This is a genomic window from Mesorhizobium comanense (genome assembly GCF_005503535.1).
Taxonomy (GTDB): Bacteria; Pseudomonadota; Alphaproteobacteria; order Rhizobiales; family Rhizobiaceae; genus Mesorhizobium; species Mesorhizobium comanense.
In genome coordinates, this window is record NZ_SCNN01000005.1 from 300,311 (window position 1) to 316,788 (window position 16,478).

A 16,478-nucleotide genomic window follows, 5' to 3' on the forward strand; every position below is an offset into this window, starting at 1 on the left:
AATGCGCTATTCGCGACCGCATTTTAGGAGGTGCGTGCCAGATTGGGCCAAGGGCTAATGTTGCACTGCGAAACGCGCCTTTCAATGCCAATCTTCTTGGGCCAGTTTGCTCCTAATCGATTTGATCCGCTATGCGCCCCAGGCTTTCCTCGCGCCCCAGCACCGCCAGCACGTCGAACACGCCAGGTGACGTGCTTTTGCCCGTCAGCGCGGCCCGCAACGGCTGGGCGACGGCGCCAAGCTTGTGGCCGCCGGCCAATGCATAATCGCGGATCGCGGCCTCGGCCGCGGCGGCCGTCCACTCGCCTGACAGCGCATTCAAAGCTTCGTGAGCGCCACGCAATACCTTGCGGGCATCGTCATTGAGCAGAAGGGCCGCCTTGTCGTCGAGCGGCAGCGGCCGTGCGGCGAACAGGAATGCGGCGCCGTCGACCAGTTCGACAAGGGTCTTGGCACGCTCCTTCAAGCCCGGCAGTGCCGCCAGCAGCTGCGCCTTGCTCTTCTCGTCCAGGCGCGCCGCCATCGCCGGTCCGCCCTCGAGATAGGGCAAGGTGGCGACGAAGATGTCGAACAGTTCGGCGTCCGCCATGCGGCGCATGTGGACGCCGTTCAGAGCCTCGAGCTTGGCGAAGTCGAATCGCGCCGCGCCCTTGTTGACGTCGCCGATATCGAACCAGGAAATCATGTCCTTGATCGACATGACCTCATCGTCGCCGTGGCTCCAGCCGAGCCGTGCCAGGTAGTTGAGCAGCGCCTCTGGCAGATAGCCCATGGCCCGATAGGCTTCCACGCCCAGCGCGCCATGCCGCTTGGAAAGCTTGGCGCCGTCTGCGCCATGGATCAGCGGGATATGCGACATGGACGGCACGTTCCAGCCCATGGCGTTGTAGATGACCGTCTGGCGCGCGGCATTGGTCAGGTGGTCGTCGCCACGGATGATGTGGGTGACGCCCATGTCGTGGTCGTCAACGACGACCGCATGCATGTAGGTCGGGTTGCCGTCCGAACGCAGGATGATGAAATCGTCGAGATCCTTGTTGGGAAAGCGCACTTCGCCCTGGACACGGTCCTGCACCACGGTCTCGCCCTCGGTCGGCGCCTTGATGCGGATCGCGCCCTTGACGCCCGTGGGCGCCTCCGATGGATCACGGTCGCGCCAGTGGCCATTGTAGCGCGGCGGCAGGCCCTTGGCCCGTGCAGCCTCGCGCATCGCCTCGAGCTCGGCTGGTGTCTCGTAGCTGTAGTAAGCCTTGCCCAGCCGCACCAACTCCTCGGCCACCTCGCGGTGGCGTGGCGCGCGCTCGAACTGCGAGACCGCGTCGCCGTCCCATGAGAGGCCGAGCCAGGTCAAGCCGTCGAGGATGGCGGTGGTGGCCGCGTCGGTGGAGCGTTCGCGATCGGTGTCCTCGATACGAAGAAGCATCGTGCCGTTGGTGTGCCTCGCATACAGCCAGTTGAACAGCGCCGTGCGCGCGCCGCCTATGTGCAGGTAGCCGGTGGGCGAGGGGGCAAAACGGGTTACGACCTTATCGGGCATGGAACTCTCGGGAAGCGTCTGAATCTGATGCTGTTCGCGGACTTTTCCGCACAGCGGGTTCATGTACCATAGGGCGTCAAGGGTGCAAGGGGCAGACCCGATGGCTGGAAGGGGCCGGGGCTCGGATCAGGGCGAGGACGCTGTTGTCGGCGTCAGCGAACGGTCCCTGTTTGCCAACACCATATCGATACCGGCCGCGCCGGCCTCTCCGGCCCTGCGGCCGGGTGATCAACGCCTGCCGCAAGTCATCGACGCGCCCATAACCGTTTCCGAAACCAGCCCCCTCGTTCGGTTGCGGCGGCATCTCGGTCGCCTTTCGTGGCCGGCAATCCAGGCAAGCCTGGCTTCCGCCGCGACCCTGGAGCTTGACCGCGGCATCGCATTTTTGCTGGTGCCGGTGTTCCTGGCCTCGGGCGTGATCTTCTATTTCTCGCTGGCCAATGAGCCTGGCTTTGCCCAGCCGATCGCCATTGCCGTTCTCCTGGCGGTCTGTGCGGCCGTATCGCGATCCTGGCCCCGAACCCATTTGTGCTTCTTCGCCGCGCTGCTGTGCGCGCTTGGCGTGCTCGCGGCCAAGGTCGAGACCTGGCGCGCGGGGACACGGATGCTGGGCTCCGAGATCGCCACGCAGGTCACGGGCAGGATCGTGGCGATGGACCAGATGGAGACAGGGCGTATCCGGCTGACTATCGACGTGACTTCGACCGCGCGGCCGAAACTGCGCTATGCGCCGGAGCGGGTCCGCATTTCCGCGGTCAAGATACCGGCCGGGATGAAAGCCGGTACGCTCGTGAGCGGCTACGCCAGGCTGTTGCCGCCGACGGGCCCGGTGCGTCCCGACAGCTACGACTTCTCCTTTGACAGCTATTTCTCGGGCATCGGCGCCAGCGGGTTCTTCATGGGCACGCCCAGGATTGTTGCCGACGATGATGATGCTTCGCTGCTGTCGCGTCTTTCCTCGTCCATCGAGAACGCCCGGCAGGACATAGCCGATCACATCCGAAGCCAAGTCGGTGGCGCCGAGGGCGAGATTGCTGCGGCGCTGATGGTCGGGGTGCGCGCCGGCATCCCCAATGAAATCAACGAGTCCATGCGGCGGACCGGCATTTACCACATCATTTCGATTTCCGGACTGCACATGGCGCTGGTGGCGGGCACCGTCATGATGTTGATGCGTGGCGCCTTCGCCCTTTTTCCGGACTTTTCCTCGCGCCGGCCGGTCAAGAAATACGCCGCCGCTGTCGCGCTCTTCTCGATCGCCGCCTACCTCGTCATTTCAGGTGTCGTCGTTGCGGCCGAACGAAGCTTCATCATGCTGGCGGTGATGCTCGTTGCCGTCCTGTTCGACCGGGCAGCGCTGACAATGCGCAATCTGGCGATCTCCGCCCTTGCGGTCATCGCCGTGTCGCCGCACGAAGTGGTGGGCCCGAGTTTCCAGATGTCCTTCGCAGCGACCGCGGCGCTGGTGGGTGCGTATGCGGGCTGGGCCGACCACCGCGCGGGAAAGGCGAGGCCACCGCCGCCAAAACGATCGCCGCTCGGTTTCCTGGTCCATCGATTTCTGCTGACGGCCGGCGGGTTGGCAATGACCTCCATCATTGCCGGCAGTGCAACAGCACTCTTCGCGGTCTGGCATTTCCAGCGTGTCTCGCCGCTCAGCCTGTTCGCCAATCTGGCGATCATGCCGATCGTCTCGGCCGTGATGTTCCTTTGTGTTGCCGCCGCGTTGTTGATGCCGTTCGGTCTCGACTGGCCGGCGCTCTATTTGATGGGCAAGGGTCTGACGGCGATGATCGCCATATCGGCGTGGATATCGGAGCGCTCGCCTGTCGACGCGGTAGGGCTGATCTCGCACCACTCCGTCTTCATGGTAACAATTGCGCTCATCATCGCGACCGTGGCCACGACCTGGCTCAGGCTGGCGGCCATACCCTTCGCGCTTGCCGGCCTGCTGACCGTTTCGAGTACGCGCGCGCCCGATGTGCTGATCTCGGAAGACGCCAGGCTGGTGGCGCTGCCGATCGGCGGTGGCGAACTCGCGGTCAGCCGCGCCCGTCCGAACCAGTTCACTGTCGACAATTGGAAACGCGCCCTGAAGTCCGAGACCATCGTGCTGCCAGAAGCTTTCGGCTCCGGGGAGGGGCAGTTCGACATCTTCGATCCCGCGCAACTGCCGGCGGGAGCACCGTTCTATTGTCTTGCAGACCTCTGCATGGCCCGCCATCCCGAAGGCGCCATCATTGCCTATGTCGAAGATCGCAAGGACACATGGAAGGCCTGCGGATATGCCAATCTGATCGTCGTCAACGACGCCACCGGCTATGATGCCTGCCATGACCCGATGGTTCTGGTCGTAACCAAGCGGCAGCTTGCACGCGAAGGCAGCGCCGCCATCTTCTTCGACCGCCAATCGTCAACGACCCCTGCCGAGATCGAATTCTCGGTCAACAAGCCGTACCGGCCCTGGCACGAGCAGCGGAAGTTTTCGCGCGAGGCGAGGGGCCTGCTACCCTACCAAAAGCCTGAAAAGCCGGATTCCGTGCCCGCTCAATAGCGCCTGATAAGCCCGACGAGCCTGCCCTGCACCTTGACCCTGTCCGGCCCGAAAATACGTGTTTCATAGGCCGGGTTCGCGGCTTCAAGCGCAATCGAGGCGCCCTTGCGGCGGAACCGCTTCAGCGTCGCCTCTTCCTCATCGACCAGCGCCACGACGATCTCGCCAGGGCTTGCCGTATCGGCGTTGCGGATGATGACGGTGTCGCCGTCGAAGATGCCGGCCTCGATCATCGAGTCGCCCTTGACCTCAAGCGCATAGTGCTCGCCACCCATGATCATGTCGGGCGGCACCGAGATCGAATGGGTCTGGTGCTGGATGGCGTCGATCGGCACACCAGCGGCAATGCGGCCCATCACCGGAATGGACACGGCGGAAACGGCATCGTCGTCATTGCCGGCCGCGGGCACGCGCGACGGCGGCGTCGCCGGCTTGATCTGGCGGCCGAGGCCGCCCTGTCCGGGGCTGGTCTGGCCAAGGCTGCCCTGGATGACGCTCGGCGAAAACTTCTTGGCCGCGTTGAGGCCTGGCGCGATCGAATCGGGCAACCGCAGCACTTCCAGGGCGCGCGCCCGGTTGGGCAGGCGCCTTATGAAGCCGCGTTCCTCCAGCGCCGTGATCAGGCGATGGATACCCGACTTCGAGGCCAGGTCCAGCGCTTCCTTCATCTCGTCAAAGGACGGCGGGATGCCGCTTTCCTTGAGCCTTTCATGAATGAACATCAGCAGTTCATGTTGCTTGCGCGTCAGCATGGCGGTCCCCAAGGTATGAACGGACGGTCTGCACCAGAATCGAAAAAACAAACCCAGAACAAACCCTATCTGTTCCAGTTGTGTTCCGCAACCGTTTAAAGTTTAATGAATTTGTTAAGGCGGCTGAAATTATTTGACCCCGGGCGCCTTGCGAGACGCCGCGGTTTCCGCGATCGGTATCGCCCGCGCTATTGAAATTGTTTTGGTTAATAGCCTGTGGCCTATCTCCAGAAGAACCTTGGCCTCAATCGATCGGAAGGCCTCCATCAGGCTGGTTTGTTCGATCTGCAGGCTGTTGCCACCGAGAACGAAACGAAGCCAAAACGCCAACCGTCGCAACGCGGAAATCCGGATGCTCTCACGCCACCGGTATCCCCCCGGCCAGCACCTGCGAGTAAGCGCCGGCATCGATGTTGCCGCCCGAGATGACGCAGACGATATTGCCGGTTGCGTATCCGCTGCCGAGAGCGGCGGCAAGCGACGCTGCTCCCGCGCCTTCGGCCACGATCTTTGCTTTCGAGAACAGGAGGCGCATGGCCTCCGTGACCTGCTCGAGGCTGACGGTGACGGCGCCATCAATAAGCTGCTTCGCCACCGGCCAGAGCCCGGGCACCAGGGACGGGCCGCCAATGCTCTTGATGAAGGAAGGCCGCGTCTCGATCTCGACGATGCGTCCAGCCGCCAGAGCGGCGGTGACCGGAGCGGCATTCTCGTCTTCGACCGCGAACGCCCTTGCCTGCGGTCGCAAAGACTTGACCGCGGCGGCCACCCCTGTCGTCATGCCGCCACCGCCGTAGGGTGTGAGCACGCAATCGATTGCGGGCAGGTCTTCGACGATCTCGAGGCCGATGGTGCCGTTGCCCGCCAGGACGGCTTGGTCGGTGACGGGATTGATCAGAAGCTCGCTGGCGCCGGGGTGTTCGGCACCGGTAATGTAACGCCACCATGTCTCATGCGAGACGAAGCGGACGTCTCCGCCGAGCCGGCGGACGCCGTCGATCTTGGTCTGCGGCGCGTCGGCATACATGTAGGCGGCCATTGGAATGCCAAGCGCCCGTGCCGCCCAGGCCATCCCATAGGCCATGTTGCCGGAACTTACCGTCGCCACGCCATGTCTCAGCGTGTCGGCATCGCGCGACAGCAGGGCATTGAGCGCCGGCCTGACCTTGAAGGCGCCAATCGGCGACAGCGTCTCCAGCTTCAGGAAAATATGCTGGTCGGCCCGGCCGAGGTCGACAGACAGCAGCGGCGTTCGCGGCAGCCACGCACTCAGCCGGTCACGCGCCGCCGCAATCTCGTCAAGCGTCGGAGGGCGAGGGGGCGCGAAACTCATCCGGAAACCGTTTTCAGGCTGCCGGCGCGCGCGGCATAGCCATTGGCGCCATTGTCTTCGGTGTGGACATAGACATGCAGCGTGTAGCCGATATGGGCAGTCATCAAAGCCCTTGCCCGTTCGATGTCGCGATCGAGCGCGGCTTCCATGATCGCGGTGTGATGCTCGATCGCGATCGCCTCGCGCAGCGCATCCATCGCTTCCTCATAGCCGTTCTTGAGGCCGGCCGCGGCCCGCAGCGTCGGTGCCAGGCCGAGAAAACGATGGTGCCGCCGCAATTGGTCCGCGATTGTCGAGCGGAAGCGCAGCAGCCAGTTGGACGTCGCTGCGCTCAGCAGTGCCGCGTGAAACGCCTCGTGGCTCTCGTCCCATTGGTCGACGGCCGCATCCGAGGGGTCATCGACCGCCGTCTTGCAGCGGGACAGCCGGTAATGAGCGGTGACGACGGCGTCCTCCCACTCGCGGCCGCCCTTTGCGATCGATTCCAGGAACAGCGGCATCTCGACGACAAGTCTTGCCCGCGCCAGATCCTCGAGTTCGGCACGGGAAACCGGGGCGACGGCAAAGCCGCGATTGCTTATGGCGGTGACAAGGCGTTCGGCTTCGAGCCGCGACAATGCCTCGCGGAGCGGCGTCCAGCCAACACCATAGGTGCCGCGTAGCGCGCTCAGCTTGAGCGGCGCGCCCGGCATGAGGCGGGTGGTCAGGATATCGCGCCGCAGCAGCTGATAGGCCGCTTCCGTCTTGGTCGAATTGGTCTGGTCCTGCATCGCGATCCGTCCATCGTCGGGCCTGGGAAATTATATATGATGGGAAGGCATGGCAAGAATTATATATAATGTTTGACACGCGCCGACTGACTGACCATGATCGCGGCAAGTGCCGTCCCGATGAACGGCGCTAGTCAAATCTGGGAGGGAAATGATGTTGAAGTCGAAATCCGCTTGGCTGTCGGGATTGGCCCTGGCAGGCGCATTGATGGTCAGCGCCGGCAGCGCCGCGGCAGACCAGATCCGCATCGGTATCGCCAATTTCGGCGAGCATCCTCAGCTCAACGCCTCTATAGCCGGCTTCAAGAAGGCCTTGACCGACAACGGTTTTGTCGAGGGCAAGGACGTCGTCTACACGGAAAGCCACACCAATTTCGACGCCTCGCTTGTGCCGCAGATGATCGCCAAGCTTCAGGCCGAGCAGCCGAAGCTGATCTACACCATCACCACGCCGGTCTCGCAGATCGCCAAGAAGGCGCTCGCCGGCTCCGGCATTCCGATCGTCTTTGCCGCCGTCACCGATCCGGTCGCGGCAAAGCTGGTGCCATCGTGGGACGCCGGTGACGACGGCATGACGGGCGCCAGCGACCTGCAGGACGTCGCCGCTGTCATGGCCTTCACCAAGAAGCTGCTGCCGAACGCCAAGCGCTTCGGCGTGCCTTACAATCCAGGCGAGGCCAACGACGTCGCCCTGATCGAAAAGATCAAGGCGGCGGCACCCGCCGCCGGCTTCGAAGTCGTGGAAGTCGGTGTCGACAACGTCAATGACATTCAGCAGCGTATTGCTTCGCTCGCCGGCAAGGTCGACGTGATCTATGGCCCGGCTTCGAACCTGATCCAGCCGGCGATCGCCGCTGTCTCGGCGGCCGCCCGCCAGGCCGGCATCCCGGTCGTCAACTCCGACGACAGCGCGGTTCGCAACGGCACGGTGCCGGCGAGCTTCGCGGTCAATTACACGCAGGTCGGAGTCAACGCCGGCAACATCGCCGCCGAAATCCTCAAGGGCAAGGATCCCAAGACGATCGCACCGTCGCGCCCGGCCTACAAGGACCACATGGCAACGATTTCCCGCAAGGCGATGGCGGCGTTCGGCATCGAGATTCCTGCCTCGATGGCCGATTGCGGCTGCATCGTCGACTGACAGCGGCTTGCGCAGGGTGGCGGCGCCGGATGCCGTCACCCTCTTTGGGGCCAGGGAGGAACGATGCTGGAAATCCGATCCGCGCGCAAAGTGTTTTATCGGGGGCAGCCTGACGAGAAGGTCGCGCTCGATGGCCTCGACCTGTCGCTGGCCACAGGCGAGTTCGGCATTGTCATCGGCTCCAACGGAGCCGGCAAGAGCAGCATGCTCAACGCCATTTCAGGCGCTCTTGTGCTGGATTCCGGCAAGATCCTGATCAATGGCTCTGACGTGACAAACATGCCGGTGCACAAGCGCGCCGCGAGATTGGCGCGCGTCTTCCAGGATCCGATGCGCGGCACCGCCGCCAGCATGACCGTGGCGGAGAACATGCTGCTGGCCGATCTGCGCAGTCAAAAACGCACGCTACGGCAAGGGCTGAACGCCACACGGCTGGCGTCCTACAAGGAGCGGCTGTCGATATTGGGCCTCGGTCTTGAAAATCGTCTCGATACCCGTGTCGATCTGCTCTCGGGCGGGCAGCGGCAGTCGCTGTCTTTGATCATGGCCGTCGGCGGATCGCCTGATTTGCTGCTGCTCGACGAACATACCGCGGCACTCGATCCGCGCACGGCCGAGATCGTCATGCGCGCGACGGTGCGCGCCGTCGACGCGCTGAAGCTGACCACCCTGATGGTGACCCACAACATGCAGCACGCCGTCGACTATGGCAGCCGGGTGATCATGCTCGACGCGGGTCGCGTCCTGCTGGAGGTCACCGGCGAGGAGAAGGCGAGGGTCACGGTTCTCGATCTGATCGGCCATTTTTCGGTCAAGACCGATCGCATGTTGCTGGCGAGCTGATCATCATGGGCTTCATTCAGGACGTACTGACGAGCTTCGTCGCGATCATCCCGGTCACCCTGGCGCAAAGCCTGATCCTGGCCTTCGTCGTGCTCGGGATCATGATCCCGTTCCGCATGCTCAATTTTCCGGATCTCACCAGCGAAGGCGCCTTTCCGCTCGGCGGCTGCGTCTGCGGCATCATGCTTGCCGCCGGAATGGCGCCGCTGACCGGCATTCTGGTCGCCTTTGTCGCGGGCTTCGCGGCGGGCTGCTGCACCGCCTTCATCCATCTGCGCTTCCGCATCCACACGCTTCTAGCCGGTATTCTGATGATGACGATGCTGTACAGCATCAACCTTCGCATCATGGGCAAGTCCAACCTTTCCGTGTTCGGTTCACCCACCGTCTTCGACTGGGTGCCTTTCGCGCGGCCGGGTTTCCCGGCGAGCAAGATCGTCGTCGCCGGCGCCATCGCGCTCCTCGTCTTCCTGGCGCTCTACATGTTTTTCAGGACCGAGAAGGGTACTGCCGTGCGCGCCGTCGGCGCCAATCCCGACATGGCCGAGGCGCAAGGCATCAATGTCTGGGCAGCGACCATTGGTGGCGTCGGACTGGCCAGCGCGTTTTCGGCGTCGAGCGGCGCGTTGATGGTGCAGTCGCAGGGATTTGCCGACGTCAATATGGGCCTGGGGATTCTCATCAACGGGCTGGCAGCGCTGATGATCGGCGAGGCGGTCGTCGGCAAGCAGACGGTCTGGCGTCAGCTGCTGGCGCCCTTTGCCGGCGCGATTATCTATTACCAGCTCGTCTCGTTCTGTCTTGCCGCCGGCATGCCGCCTCCAGATCTCAAGCTTGCGACCGGCCTGTTCGTGCTCGCCATGCTGGCCTTGCCGAGCCTCAAGCGCAGCCGCGGGCCGGCGCCGGCGCGCGAAGCGATCCGTGAATAAACAGGGAATGTCATGACCATGAACGCCACGCCCGATCTCGCGGCCGTCGAAGCCATGGATGCGGCCGATCCGCTACGCGCCATGCGCGACCGGTTCATCTTGCCGGAAGGCGTCATCTATCTCGACGGCAATTCGCTGGGCGCGGCAGCCCCCGGCGTCTTCGGCGAATTGCAGAAGGCCGCGACGCAGGAATGGGCGCAGGATCTGATCCGTGCCTGGAACACCGCCGGCTGGTTCGACATGCCGGTCGCGCTTGGCGATCAGCTTGGGCGGCTGATCGGGGCGGCCGCCGGCCAGACGGTGGTCTGTGACACGACTTCCATCAACATCTACAAGCTGCTCCACGCAGCCCTTGGCATGCGCCCGGACCGCTCCGTGATCGTCGCCGAGGGCGATAGTTTCCCGACCGACCTCTATATGGCCGAAGGCGTGGCCTCGACCCGGTCAGGAACGCGGCTGGTGCTGGAGGGCGTCGACGCGCCAGCCATCGAGGATTTGATCGACGAGCGCGTCGCCGTCATCCTGGTCAACCACGTCAACTACAAGTCAGGCCAGTTGCGCGACATGGCCGCGCTGACGCGCAAGGCCCATGATGCCGGCGCGCTGATCATCTGGGATCTCTGCCACACCGCCGGCGCCCTGCCGGTCGAACTCGACCGCGCCAATGCCGATTTCGCGGTCGGCTGCACCTACAAGTATCTGAATGGCGGGCCCGGCGCGCCGGCATTCATCTATGCGGCAGAACGCCATCATGGCGTTGTCCAGCAACCGCTGAGCGGCTGGTGGGGCCATGTGCGTCCCTTTGCCTTCGAGCAAGGTTTTACCGCCGGCAGCGGCATCCGCCGTTTCCTGTGCGGCACGCAGCCAATGCTCTCGATGCGGGCCCTGAAGGGGGCGCTCGACGTCTGGAACGATGTCGACATGGATGCGGTGCGCAAGAAAAGCATCGCGCTGACCGACCTCTTCATCGAGCTCGTCGAAGACAGATGCGGCGCTTACGGCCTCGAACTCGAGAGCCCGCGCGACGGCAACCAGCGCGGCAGCCAGGTTTCGTTCCTCCACCCGCATGGCTACCAGGTGATGCGCGCCCTGATCGAGCGCGGCGTCATCGGCGATTTTCGCGCGCCCTCGACCATCCGCTTCGGCTTCACGCCGCTTTATGTCGGGTACCGAGACGTATGGGAGGCGGTCGAAGTGCTGGAGGACATATTGCGCACCGGCGCCTGGCAGGAGGCGCGTTTCGCCGTCAAGACGGCGGTGACCTGAGTTCAGAGCCTGGTGCGGACCGTCCAGAGCTCCGGAAACAGAACGACTTCCAGCATCTTCTTGAGGTAGGACGCGCCTGACGTACCGCCGGTGCCGCGCTTCAGGCCGATGATGCGTTCGACTGTGGTGACATGGTTGAAGCGCCAGCGGCGGAAATAGTCCTCGAAATCGACCAGCTTCTCGGCCAGTTCGTAAAGCATCCAGTAGCGCTGCGGGTCGCGATAGACTGTTTGCCAGGCGACCAGCACTTCTTCGTTCTCGCCGCGTGTCTCGCGCCAGTCCGTTCGCTTCGCGTCGGCGCCGATGTCGAAGCCGTTGCGCGCCAAAAGCAGGAGCGCCTCGTCGTAGAGCGATGGCTCGGCCAGGATCGCTTCCAGCCGCTCAGTGAGGTCCGGCCGGTGCTTGTGCGGTCCGAGCATGGCGAGGTTGCGGTTGCCGGCCATGAACTCGATGGCGCGGTACTGCCACGACTGGAAGCCCGAGGACTGGCCGAGCGCGTCGCGGAACTCGGTGTATTCGCTGGGTGTCATCGTGCGCAGCACGTCCCAGGCATTGTTCAACTGCTCGAAGATGCGGGCGACGCGCGACAGCATCTTGAAGCTCGGCTCGAGGCGATCGGCGCGGATGGAGCGGATCGCCGCGCCGATCTCGTGCAGAGCAAGCTTCATCCACAGCTCCGATGTCTGGTGCTGGATGATGAACAGCATCTCGTCATGCGCCGATGATAGCGGTGCCTGCGCGTCCAGCACTTTTTCGAGATGCAGATAGTCGCTGTAGGACATCCGCTCCTTGAACGACATCTGCGCGCCTTCGGACGCCGGATCGTAGGGCTCGCTCAATTGACTTTCTCCGCGCGCAGCCGGAAGCGCTGGATCTTGCCGGTCTGGGTCTTGGGCAGGGCGGCGATGAATTTCACCGAACGCGGGTATTTGTAAGGGGCGATGGTGGCCTTGACGTGATCCTGCAGGCGCTTGACGGTCAGCGCGTCGGGCATCACGCCTTGCACGAGCACGACATGCGCCTCGACGATCTGGCCGCGTTTGCCGTCCTCGGCGCCAATGACCGCGCATTCGGCGACATCGGGATGCGACAGGAGCGCCGCCTCGACCTCTGGCCCCGCAATGTTGTAGCCGGCGCTGACGATCATGTCGTCGGAGCGGGCGGCGAAGTGGAAGAAGCCGTCCTCGTCCTGGATGAAGGTGTCGCCAGTGAGGTTCCAGCCGCCGCGCACATAGTCCTTCTGCCTGTCGTCGGCCATGTAGCGGCAACCGGTCGGCCCGCGCACCGCCAGCCGCCCGGTCTCGCCCCGAGGCACCTCGCGCATCTCGTCGTCGACGATACGCGCCTCGTAGCCGCCCACCGGCTTGCCTGTGGAGGCGGGCTTTCTGTCGTCGAAGCGGTTGGAGATGAAGATGTGCAGCATTTCGGTGGCGCCGATGCCATCGAGGATCGGCTTGCCGGTCTTTTTCGTCCACTCCTCAAAGACAGGACCCGGCAAGGTTTCGCCTGCCGAGACGGCAACGCGCAGCGACGACAGGTCGGCGCCTTCGTCCATGGCCTTCAGCATGGCGCGATAGGCGGTCGGCGCGGTGAAGGAAATGGTCGCCTTATAGGTTTCGATGATGTGGATCATGTTGGGCGGCGTTGCCTGTTCCAGCAGCGTCGCCGCAGCACCAAAGCGCAAGGGGAAGATGGCGAGGCCGCCGAGGCCGAAGGTGAAGGCGAGCGGTGGCGAGCCGACGAAGACGTCGTCCGACGTGACCTGGAGGATCTCACGGGCATAGGCGTCGGCGATGATCAGGAGGTCGCGGTGGAAATGCATCGTCGCCTTGGGCACGCCCGTCGTGCCCGAGGTGAAGCCCAGCAACGCGACATCGTCGCGGCCGGTGTTGACGGCGGTGAAGGTGACCGGCTTGTCGAGCGCGGCGCGATCGAGTTCGGCATCATGGTTGGCGGTGCCATCGAAGCCGATGACCTGCTTCAGGAATGCGCTGTCCTTGGCGCATGCGGTCATCTCGTCCATCAGCCTGGTGTCGCAGAGCGCGGTGGTGATCTCCGCCTTGTCGACGATCTTGGTGAGCTCGCCGGCGCGCAGCATCGGCATGGTGTTGACGACCACGGCGCCGACCTTTGTGGCGGCAAGCCAGCAGGCGACCATCGCGGGGTTGTTGGCGGAGCGGATCAGCACCCGGTTGCCAGGCTTGACGCCATAATTCTCGACCAGCGCATGGGCCAGCCGGTTCGTCCAGTCCGACAGCTCCTTGTAGGTGCGGCGCCGGCCATTGCCGATAAGCGCGGTGTGGTCGCCAAGTCCCTTCGCGACCAGCCTGTCGGTCAACTCGACGCCGGCATTGATATGTTCGGGATAGTCGAAGCCGTCGAGCAGGAAGTCGGGCCATTGGTCCGGCGGCGGCAGATGATCGCGCGTGAACGTGTCGATATGCGCTGAAGGCCCAAGCATGTCGCCGCTACCCTATCTGGTGCCGGTGCGCCCAGGCAGCCGGCCGGAGGTTGTAAATCTGAATTCCTGTCTCTCGCGGGAAGTTTCGTGCCGCCGGATACAACCGCTTTACACCGCCGCCGGCCAGGTCGGCTTCTACGGGATCGGGCAGGCACAGCGGACCTCCCATGTCGCTGTACCCTGGGGCAGGATCGCACCAGTCGAAATTTGTTTCAAGCCTAAAATGTTTTTGCCTGGAGCATTGACGCGTGGCATGCTGGTGGCCATTGCTAGCGTTGAACGACGCCGCTTCGGGGGAGGGTGCCGATGCTCGACCATCGCATTGCCGATTGGGACAATGCCTACGCCAACGGCGCGAACATCGCCCGCAGCGACCGCTGGCCGGCCGCGTGGACGGAACCAGCGCAGGCGTTTCGCAACGTGCTGTCGGCGCAGGGCCGGGCACGTATCGACGTCGCCTATGGTGAGAGACCGCGCAATCGGTTCGATCTTTTCCTCCCGGAGACCTCGCCGAAAGGGCTCGTCGTCTTCATCCACGGCGGCTACTGGATGGAGACCGACAAGAGCTTGTGGTCCCACCTTGCAAAGGGCGCGGTCGACAGTGGTTTTGCCGTGGCGATGCCGTCCTACACGCAGTGCCCTGACATACGCATCGCCGGCATCGTGCGCGAAATGGGGGCGGCGATCAGCACGGCGGCAGCAATGGTGGGAGGGCCGCTGATGCTGGCCGGACATTCAGCCGGCGGACATCTCGTCAGCCGCATGGTTACCACGACCACGCCGCTGGGCGCCGAAGTGGCAAGGCGCATACGGCATGTCCTGTCCATCTCGGGCCTGCATGACCTGCGCCCGCTCATGCGCACCGGGATGAACGCTGCACTGGCAATCGATGAGGCCGAAGCCCTGGCCGAAAGCCCGGCGCTGCTGCGCCCGATGGAGGGCGTTCGCATCACTTGCTGGGCTGGCGGCGGCGAGCGTTCGGAGTTCCTGCGCCAGAACGCCCTGTTGTCAAACATCTGGACCGGGCTTGGCGCCACCACCAGCACCGTGGTCGAGCCCGACCGGCACCACTACGACATTGTCGACGGCCTTGCCGATCCGGCGCATCCGCTGACACGGACCTTGATCTCGCAATAGCAGGGAATATTTTCTGGTTTGTTATTAGAGGCCTATAAGGCAATCCGTCAGCGCAGCATCAGAACGCTGCAGCCATCTCCGGCGGCGGATGCGGGGGCGAAGGGCGCTCGAACGATCAGCCCGTTGGCATCCGAAAGCATTCTCAGCATCGAGGAATCCTGGATGCCGAAGGGCGTCGCCACCAGCTTGCCGTCATTGTCCCTGACCACAGCCCGCACATAATCCTGGCGCAGGTCGTTGGCCGCCATGGCCGCACCAAGCTGGGCGGGACGTATGTCCTGGCGATGATCGCGGCCGCCGAGTTTTGCCAGCAGCGGCTTCAGGAACAATTGCGAGCAGACCAGGCTGGCCACCGGATTGCCGGGCAGGCCGATGCACCTGATGTCGCCGAGGCGCCCGAACATCAGCGGCTTGCCGGGGCGCATGGCGATCTTCCAGAAGCCGAGCGTCATGCCTTCGCCCGTCAGCACGTCGTGGATGAGGTCGTGGTCGCCGACCGAGGCACCGCCGAGGGTGACGATGACATCGGCGTTTGCGGCGACCGCCTTCCTGACGAGGGCGGCGATTGCCTCCGGCCGATCGGCGGCAATGCCAAGATCGAGTGCGCGCGCGCCGACGGACTGTGCGGCGGCGGCAACGCCATAGGCGTTGGACGAGATGATCTGGTCTGGCCCGAGATCACTGCCGGGCGGCAACAACTCGTCGCCGGTGGCGATGATGGCGACCAGCGGTCGCTTCACCACATTGACCCGCGGGTGGTTCGCCGAAGCCGTCAGGGACAGTGCTGCCGGATCAAGCATGCGGCCTTTCTCCAGCAAGACGTCACCCCTGGAGAAATCGAGACCGATGCGGCGGATGTTGCGCCACTCCGCCGTAGGCTCCGTTACCTCGATCGTGCCGTCGGCAAGATCCCGCACGTTCTCCTGGATCACTATCGTGTCGGCGCCGTCGGGCACGGGCGCGCCCGTGAAGATGCGAACCGCCTGGCGCTGGCCGAGCCTGCCGTCAAAGCCGCGCCCGGCCGGTGCCACGCCGATCACCGAGAGTTTCGCGGGCGCCGACGCCACATCGGCCGCGCGGGCGGCATAGCCGTCCATGGCCGATGCGTTGAAGGGCGGCTGGGTGCGCAGGGCCACCACCGGTTCGGCCAGCACCCTGTCGACGGCCTCGATAAGGGGGACGCTTTCGCTGGCGAGCGGGGCCGCGCCCTCCAGCAGGCGCTCGAGCGCTTCCGCCACCGGAACGAGCGCCATCAGGCTTTAGCCTTGTAGTCGCCCGACTTGCCGCCGGTCTTTTCCACCAGCCGGATGCCGGAGATGACCATGGCGCGGTCCACGGCCTTGGCCATGTCGTAGATCGTCAGGCAGGCGACCGACGCCGCAGTCAGCGCTTCCATCTCGACACCCGTTTTGCCGGTGACGCGCGCCAGCGCGGTGACTTTCAGGCCGGGCAACCCCTGGTCCGGCTCGATGTCGACGGAAACCTTGGTCAGCAGCAGGGGATGGCAGAGCGGGATCAGTTCATGCGCCTTCTTCGCCGCCATGATGCCGGCGATGCGCGCGGTGCCGAGCACGTCGCCCTTCCTGGCGTTGCCCGCGAGGATCGTTTGCAGCGTCGAGGGCTGCATCGAGACGAAACCTTCGGCGATCGCCGTGCGTGTCGTCTCCTCCTTGTCGCCGACATCGACCATATTGGCCTCGCCCTGCGCGCCGAGATGGGTGAGGGTGGCTGGCATTGTCAGAGGGCCATAGGGCG

14 protein-coding genes are annotated in these 16,478 nt (G+C 64.2%); 6 read left to right on the forward strand and 8 right to left on the reverse strand.

Going from position 1 to position 16,478, the window contains the following annotated elements:
- Nucleotides 1-112: 112 nt before the first annotated feature.
- A complete protein-coding gene (gene gltX, locus FFS37_RS12055; RefSeq protein WP_137931166.1) occupies nt 113-1,537 on the reverse strand; it encodes a glutamate--tRNA ligase in 1,425 nt (474 codons plus the stop codon).
- 100 nt (nt 1,538-1,637) lie between these two features.
- Between gltX and FFS37_RS12060 the strand changes: the two genes are divergently transcribed.
- Nucleotides 1,638-4,091 (forward strand): ComEC/Rec2 family competence protein, encoded by a 2,454-nt coding sequence (locus FFS37_RS12060; protein ID WP_137931167.1) that lies wholly within the window; start codon nt 1,638-1,640, stop codon nt 4,089-4,091.
- Here the strand turns inward: FFS37_RS12060 and lexA are convergent.
- The 3 genes from lexA to FFS37_RS12075 form a co-directional block, all read right to left on the reverse strand.
- Nucleotides 4,085-4,843: a transcriptional repressor LexA gene (gene lexA, locus FFS37_RS12065; RefSeq protein ID WP_137931168.1), complete on the reverse strand. Its 759-nt coding sequence runs from the start codon at nt 4,841-4,843 to the stop codon at nt 4,085-4,087. The genes FFS37_RS12060 and lexA overlap by 7 nt on opposite strands.
- A 358-nt stretch (nt 4,844-5,201) precedes the next feature.
- Nucleotides 5,202-6,176, reverse strand: coding sequence for a threonine ammonia-lyase (locus tag FFS37_RS12070; protein WP_137931169.1), 975 nt, complete (start codon nt 6,174-6,176; stop codon nt 5,202-5,204).
- Complete coding sequence (locus FFS37_RS12075) at nt 6,173-6,946, reverse strand: GntR family transcriptional regulator (protein ID WP_137931170.1); 774 nt, start codon at nt 6,944-6,946, stop codon at nt 6,173-6,175. The genes FFS37_RS12070 and FFS37_RS12075 overlap by 4 nt, the downstream gene beginning before the upstream one ends.
- 154 nt (nt 6,947-7,100) lie before the next feature.
- Here FFS37_RS12075 and FFS37_RS12080 point away from each other — a divergent pair, with 154 nt between their 5' ends.
- The 4 genes from FFS37_RS12080 (at nt 7,101) to kynU (ending at nt 11,125) form a co-directional block, all read left to right on the forward strand.
- Entirely contained in the window at nt 7,101-8,087 is a 987-nt protein-coding gene (locus FFS37_RS12080; RefSeq protein WP_137931171.1) for an ABC transporter substrate-binding protein, read from the forward strand.
- 63 nt (nt 8,088-8,150) lie between these two features.
- Nucleotides 8,151-8,930, forward strand: a complete 780-nt coding sequence (locus tag FFS37_RS12085; protein ID WP_137931172.1) for an ABC transporter ATP-binding protein — start codon at nt 8,151-8,153, stop codon at nt 8,928-8,930.
- Nucleotides 8,931-8,935: 5 nt separating this feature from the next.
- On the forward strand, nt 8,936-9,859 hold the full coding sequence (locus tag FFS37_RS12090) for an ABC transporter permease (protein WP_137931173.1): 924 nt from the start codon (nt 8,936-8,938) through the stop codon (nt 9,857-9,859).
- Nucleotides 9,860-9,877: 18 nt separating this feature from the next.
- Nucleotides 9,878-11,125 (forward strand): kynureninase, encoded by a 1,248-nt coding sequence (gene kynU / locus FFS37_RS12095; protein ID WP_137931241.1) that lies wholly within the window; start codon nt 9,878-9,880, stop codon nt 11,123-11,125.
- A gap of 2 nt (nt 11,126-11,127) precedes the next feature.
- Here the strand turns inward: kynU and kynA are convergent, their stop codons facing one another.
- Entirely contained in the window at nt 11,128-11,964 is an 837-nt protein-coding gene (kynA, locus tag FFS37_RS12100; RefSeq protein ID WP_137931174.1) for a tryptophan 2,3-dioxygenase, read from the reverse strand.
- Complete coding sequence (locus FFS37_RS12105) at nt 11,961-13,586, reverse strand: AMP-binding protein (protein ID WP_137931175.1); 1,626 nt, start codon at nt 13,584-13,586, stop codon at nt 11,961-11,963. Before FFS37_RS12105 ends, kynA begins: the two co-directional genes overlap by 4 nt.
- A gap of 306 nt (nt 13,587-13,892) precedes the next feature.
- Between FFS37_RS12105 and FFS37_RS12110 the strand changes: the two genes are divergently transcribed.
- Nucleotides 13,893-14,723 (forward strand): alpha/beta hydrolase, encoded by an 831-nt coding sequence (locus FFS37_RS12110; protein ID WP_137931176.1) that lies wholly within the window; start codon nt 13,893-13,895, stop codon nt 14,721-14,723.
- A gap of 47 nt (nt 14,724-14,770) precedes the next feature.
- Here FFS37_RS12110 and FFS37_RS12115 read toward each other — a convergent pair whose 3' ends face one another.
- Nucleotides 14,771-15,976 carry a molybdopterin molybdotransferase MoeA gene (locus FFS37_RS12115; protein ID WP_137931177.1) on the reverse strand — a complete coding sequence of 402 codons (1,206 nt, stop codon included), beginning with the start codon at nt 15,974-15,976 and terminating at the stop codon, nt 14,771-14,773.
- Nucleotides 15,976-16,458, reverse strand: a complete 483-nt coding sequence (gene moaC, locus FFS37_RS12120) for a cyclic pyranopterin monophosphate synthase MoaC (protein ID WP_137931178.1) — start codon at nt 16,456-16,458, stop codon at nt 15,976-15,978. The genes FFS37_RS12115 and moaC overlap by 1 nt, the downstream gene beginning before the upstream one ends.
- Nucleotides 16,459-16,478: the final 20 nt, after the last annotated feature.

Coding starts and splice junctions, on each gene's coding strand:
- moaC (WP_137931178.1), bottom strand. CDS start 16,458: ATGCCAGCCACCCTCACCCATCTCGGCGCGCAGGGCGAGGCCAATATG.
- FFS37_RS12105 (WP_137931175.1), bottom strand. CDS start 13,586: ATGCTTGGGCCTTCAGCGCATATCGACACGTTCACGCGCGATCATCTG.
- FFS37_RS12110 (WP_137931176.1), top strand. CDS start 13,893: ATGCTCGACCATCGCATTGCCGATTGGGACAATGCCTACGCCAACGGC.
- FFS37_RS12060 (WP_137931167.1), top strand. CDS start 1,638: ATGGCTGGAAGGGGCCGGGGCTCGGATCAGGGCGAGGACGCTGTTGTC.
- FFS37_RS12080 (WP_137931171.1), top strand. CDS start 7,101: ATGTTGAAGTCGAAATCCGCTTGGCTGTCGGGATTGGCCCTGGCAGGC.
- FFS37_RS12090 (WP_137931173.1), top strand. CDS start 8,936: ATGGGCTTCATTCAGGACGTACTGACGAGCTTCGTCGCGATCATCCCG.
- FFS37_RS12085 (WP_137931172.1), top strand. CDS start 8,151: ATGCTGGAAATCCGATCCGCGCGCAAAGTGTTTTATCGGGGGCAGCCT.
- FFS37_RS12070 (WP_137931169.1), bottom strand. CDS start 6,176: ATGAGTTTCGCGCCCCCTCGCCCTCCGACGCTTGACGAGATTGCGGCG.
- FFS37_RS12115 (WP_137931177.1), bottom strand. CDS start 15,976: ATGGCGCTCGTTCCGGTGGCGGAAGCGCTCGAGCGCCTGCTGGAGGGC.
- lexA (WP_137931168.1), bottom strand. CDS start 4,843: ATGCTGACGCGCAAGCAACATGAACTGCTGATGTTCATTCATGAAAGG.
- gltX (WP_137931166.1), bottom strand. CDS start 1,537: ATGCCCGATAAGGTCGTAACCCGTTTTGCCCCCTCGCCCACCGGCTAC.
- FFS37_RS12075 (WP_137931170.1), bottom strand. CDS start 6,946: ATGCAGGACCAGACCAATTCGACCAAGACGGAAGCGGCCTATCAGCTG.
- kynU (WP_137931241.1), top strand. CDS start 9,878: ATGAACGCCACGCCCGATCTCGCGGCCGTCGAAGCCATGGATGCGGCC.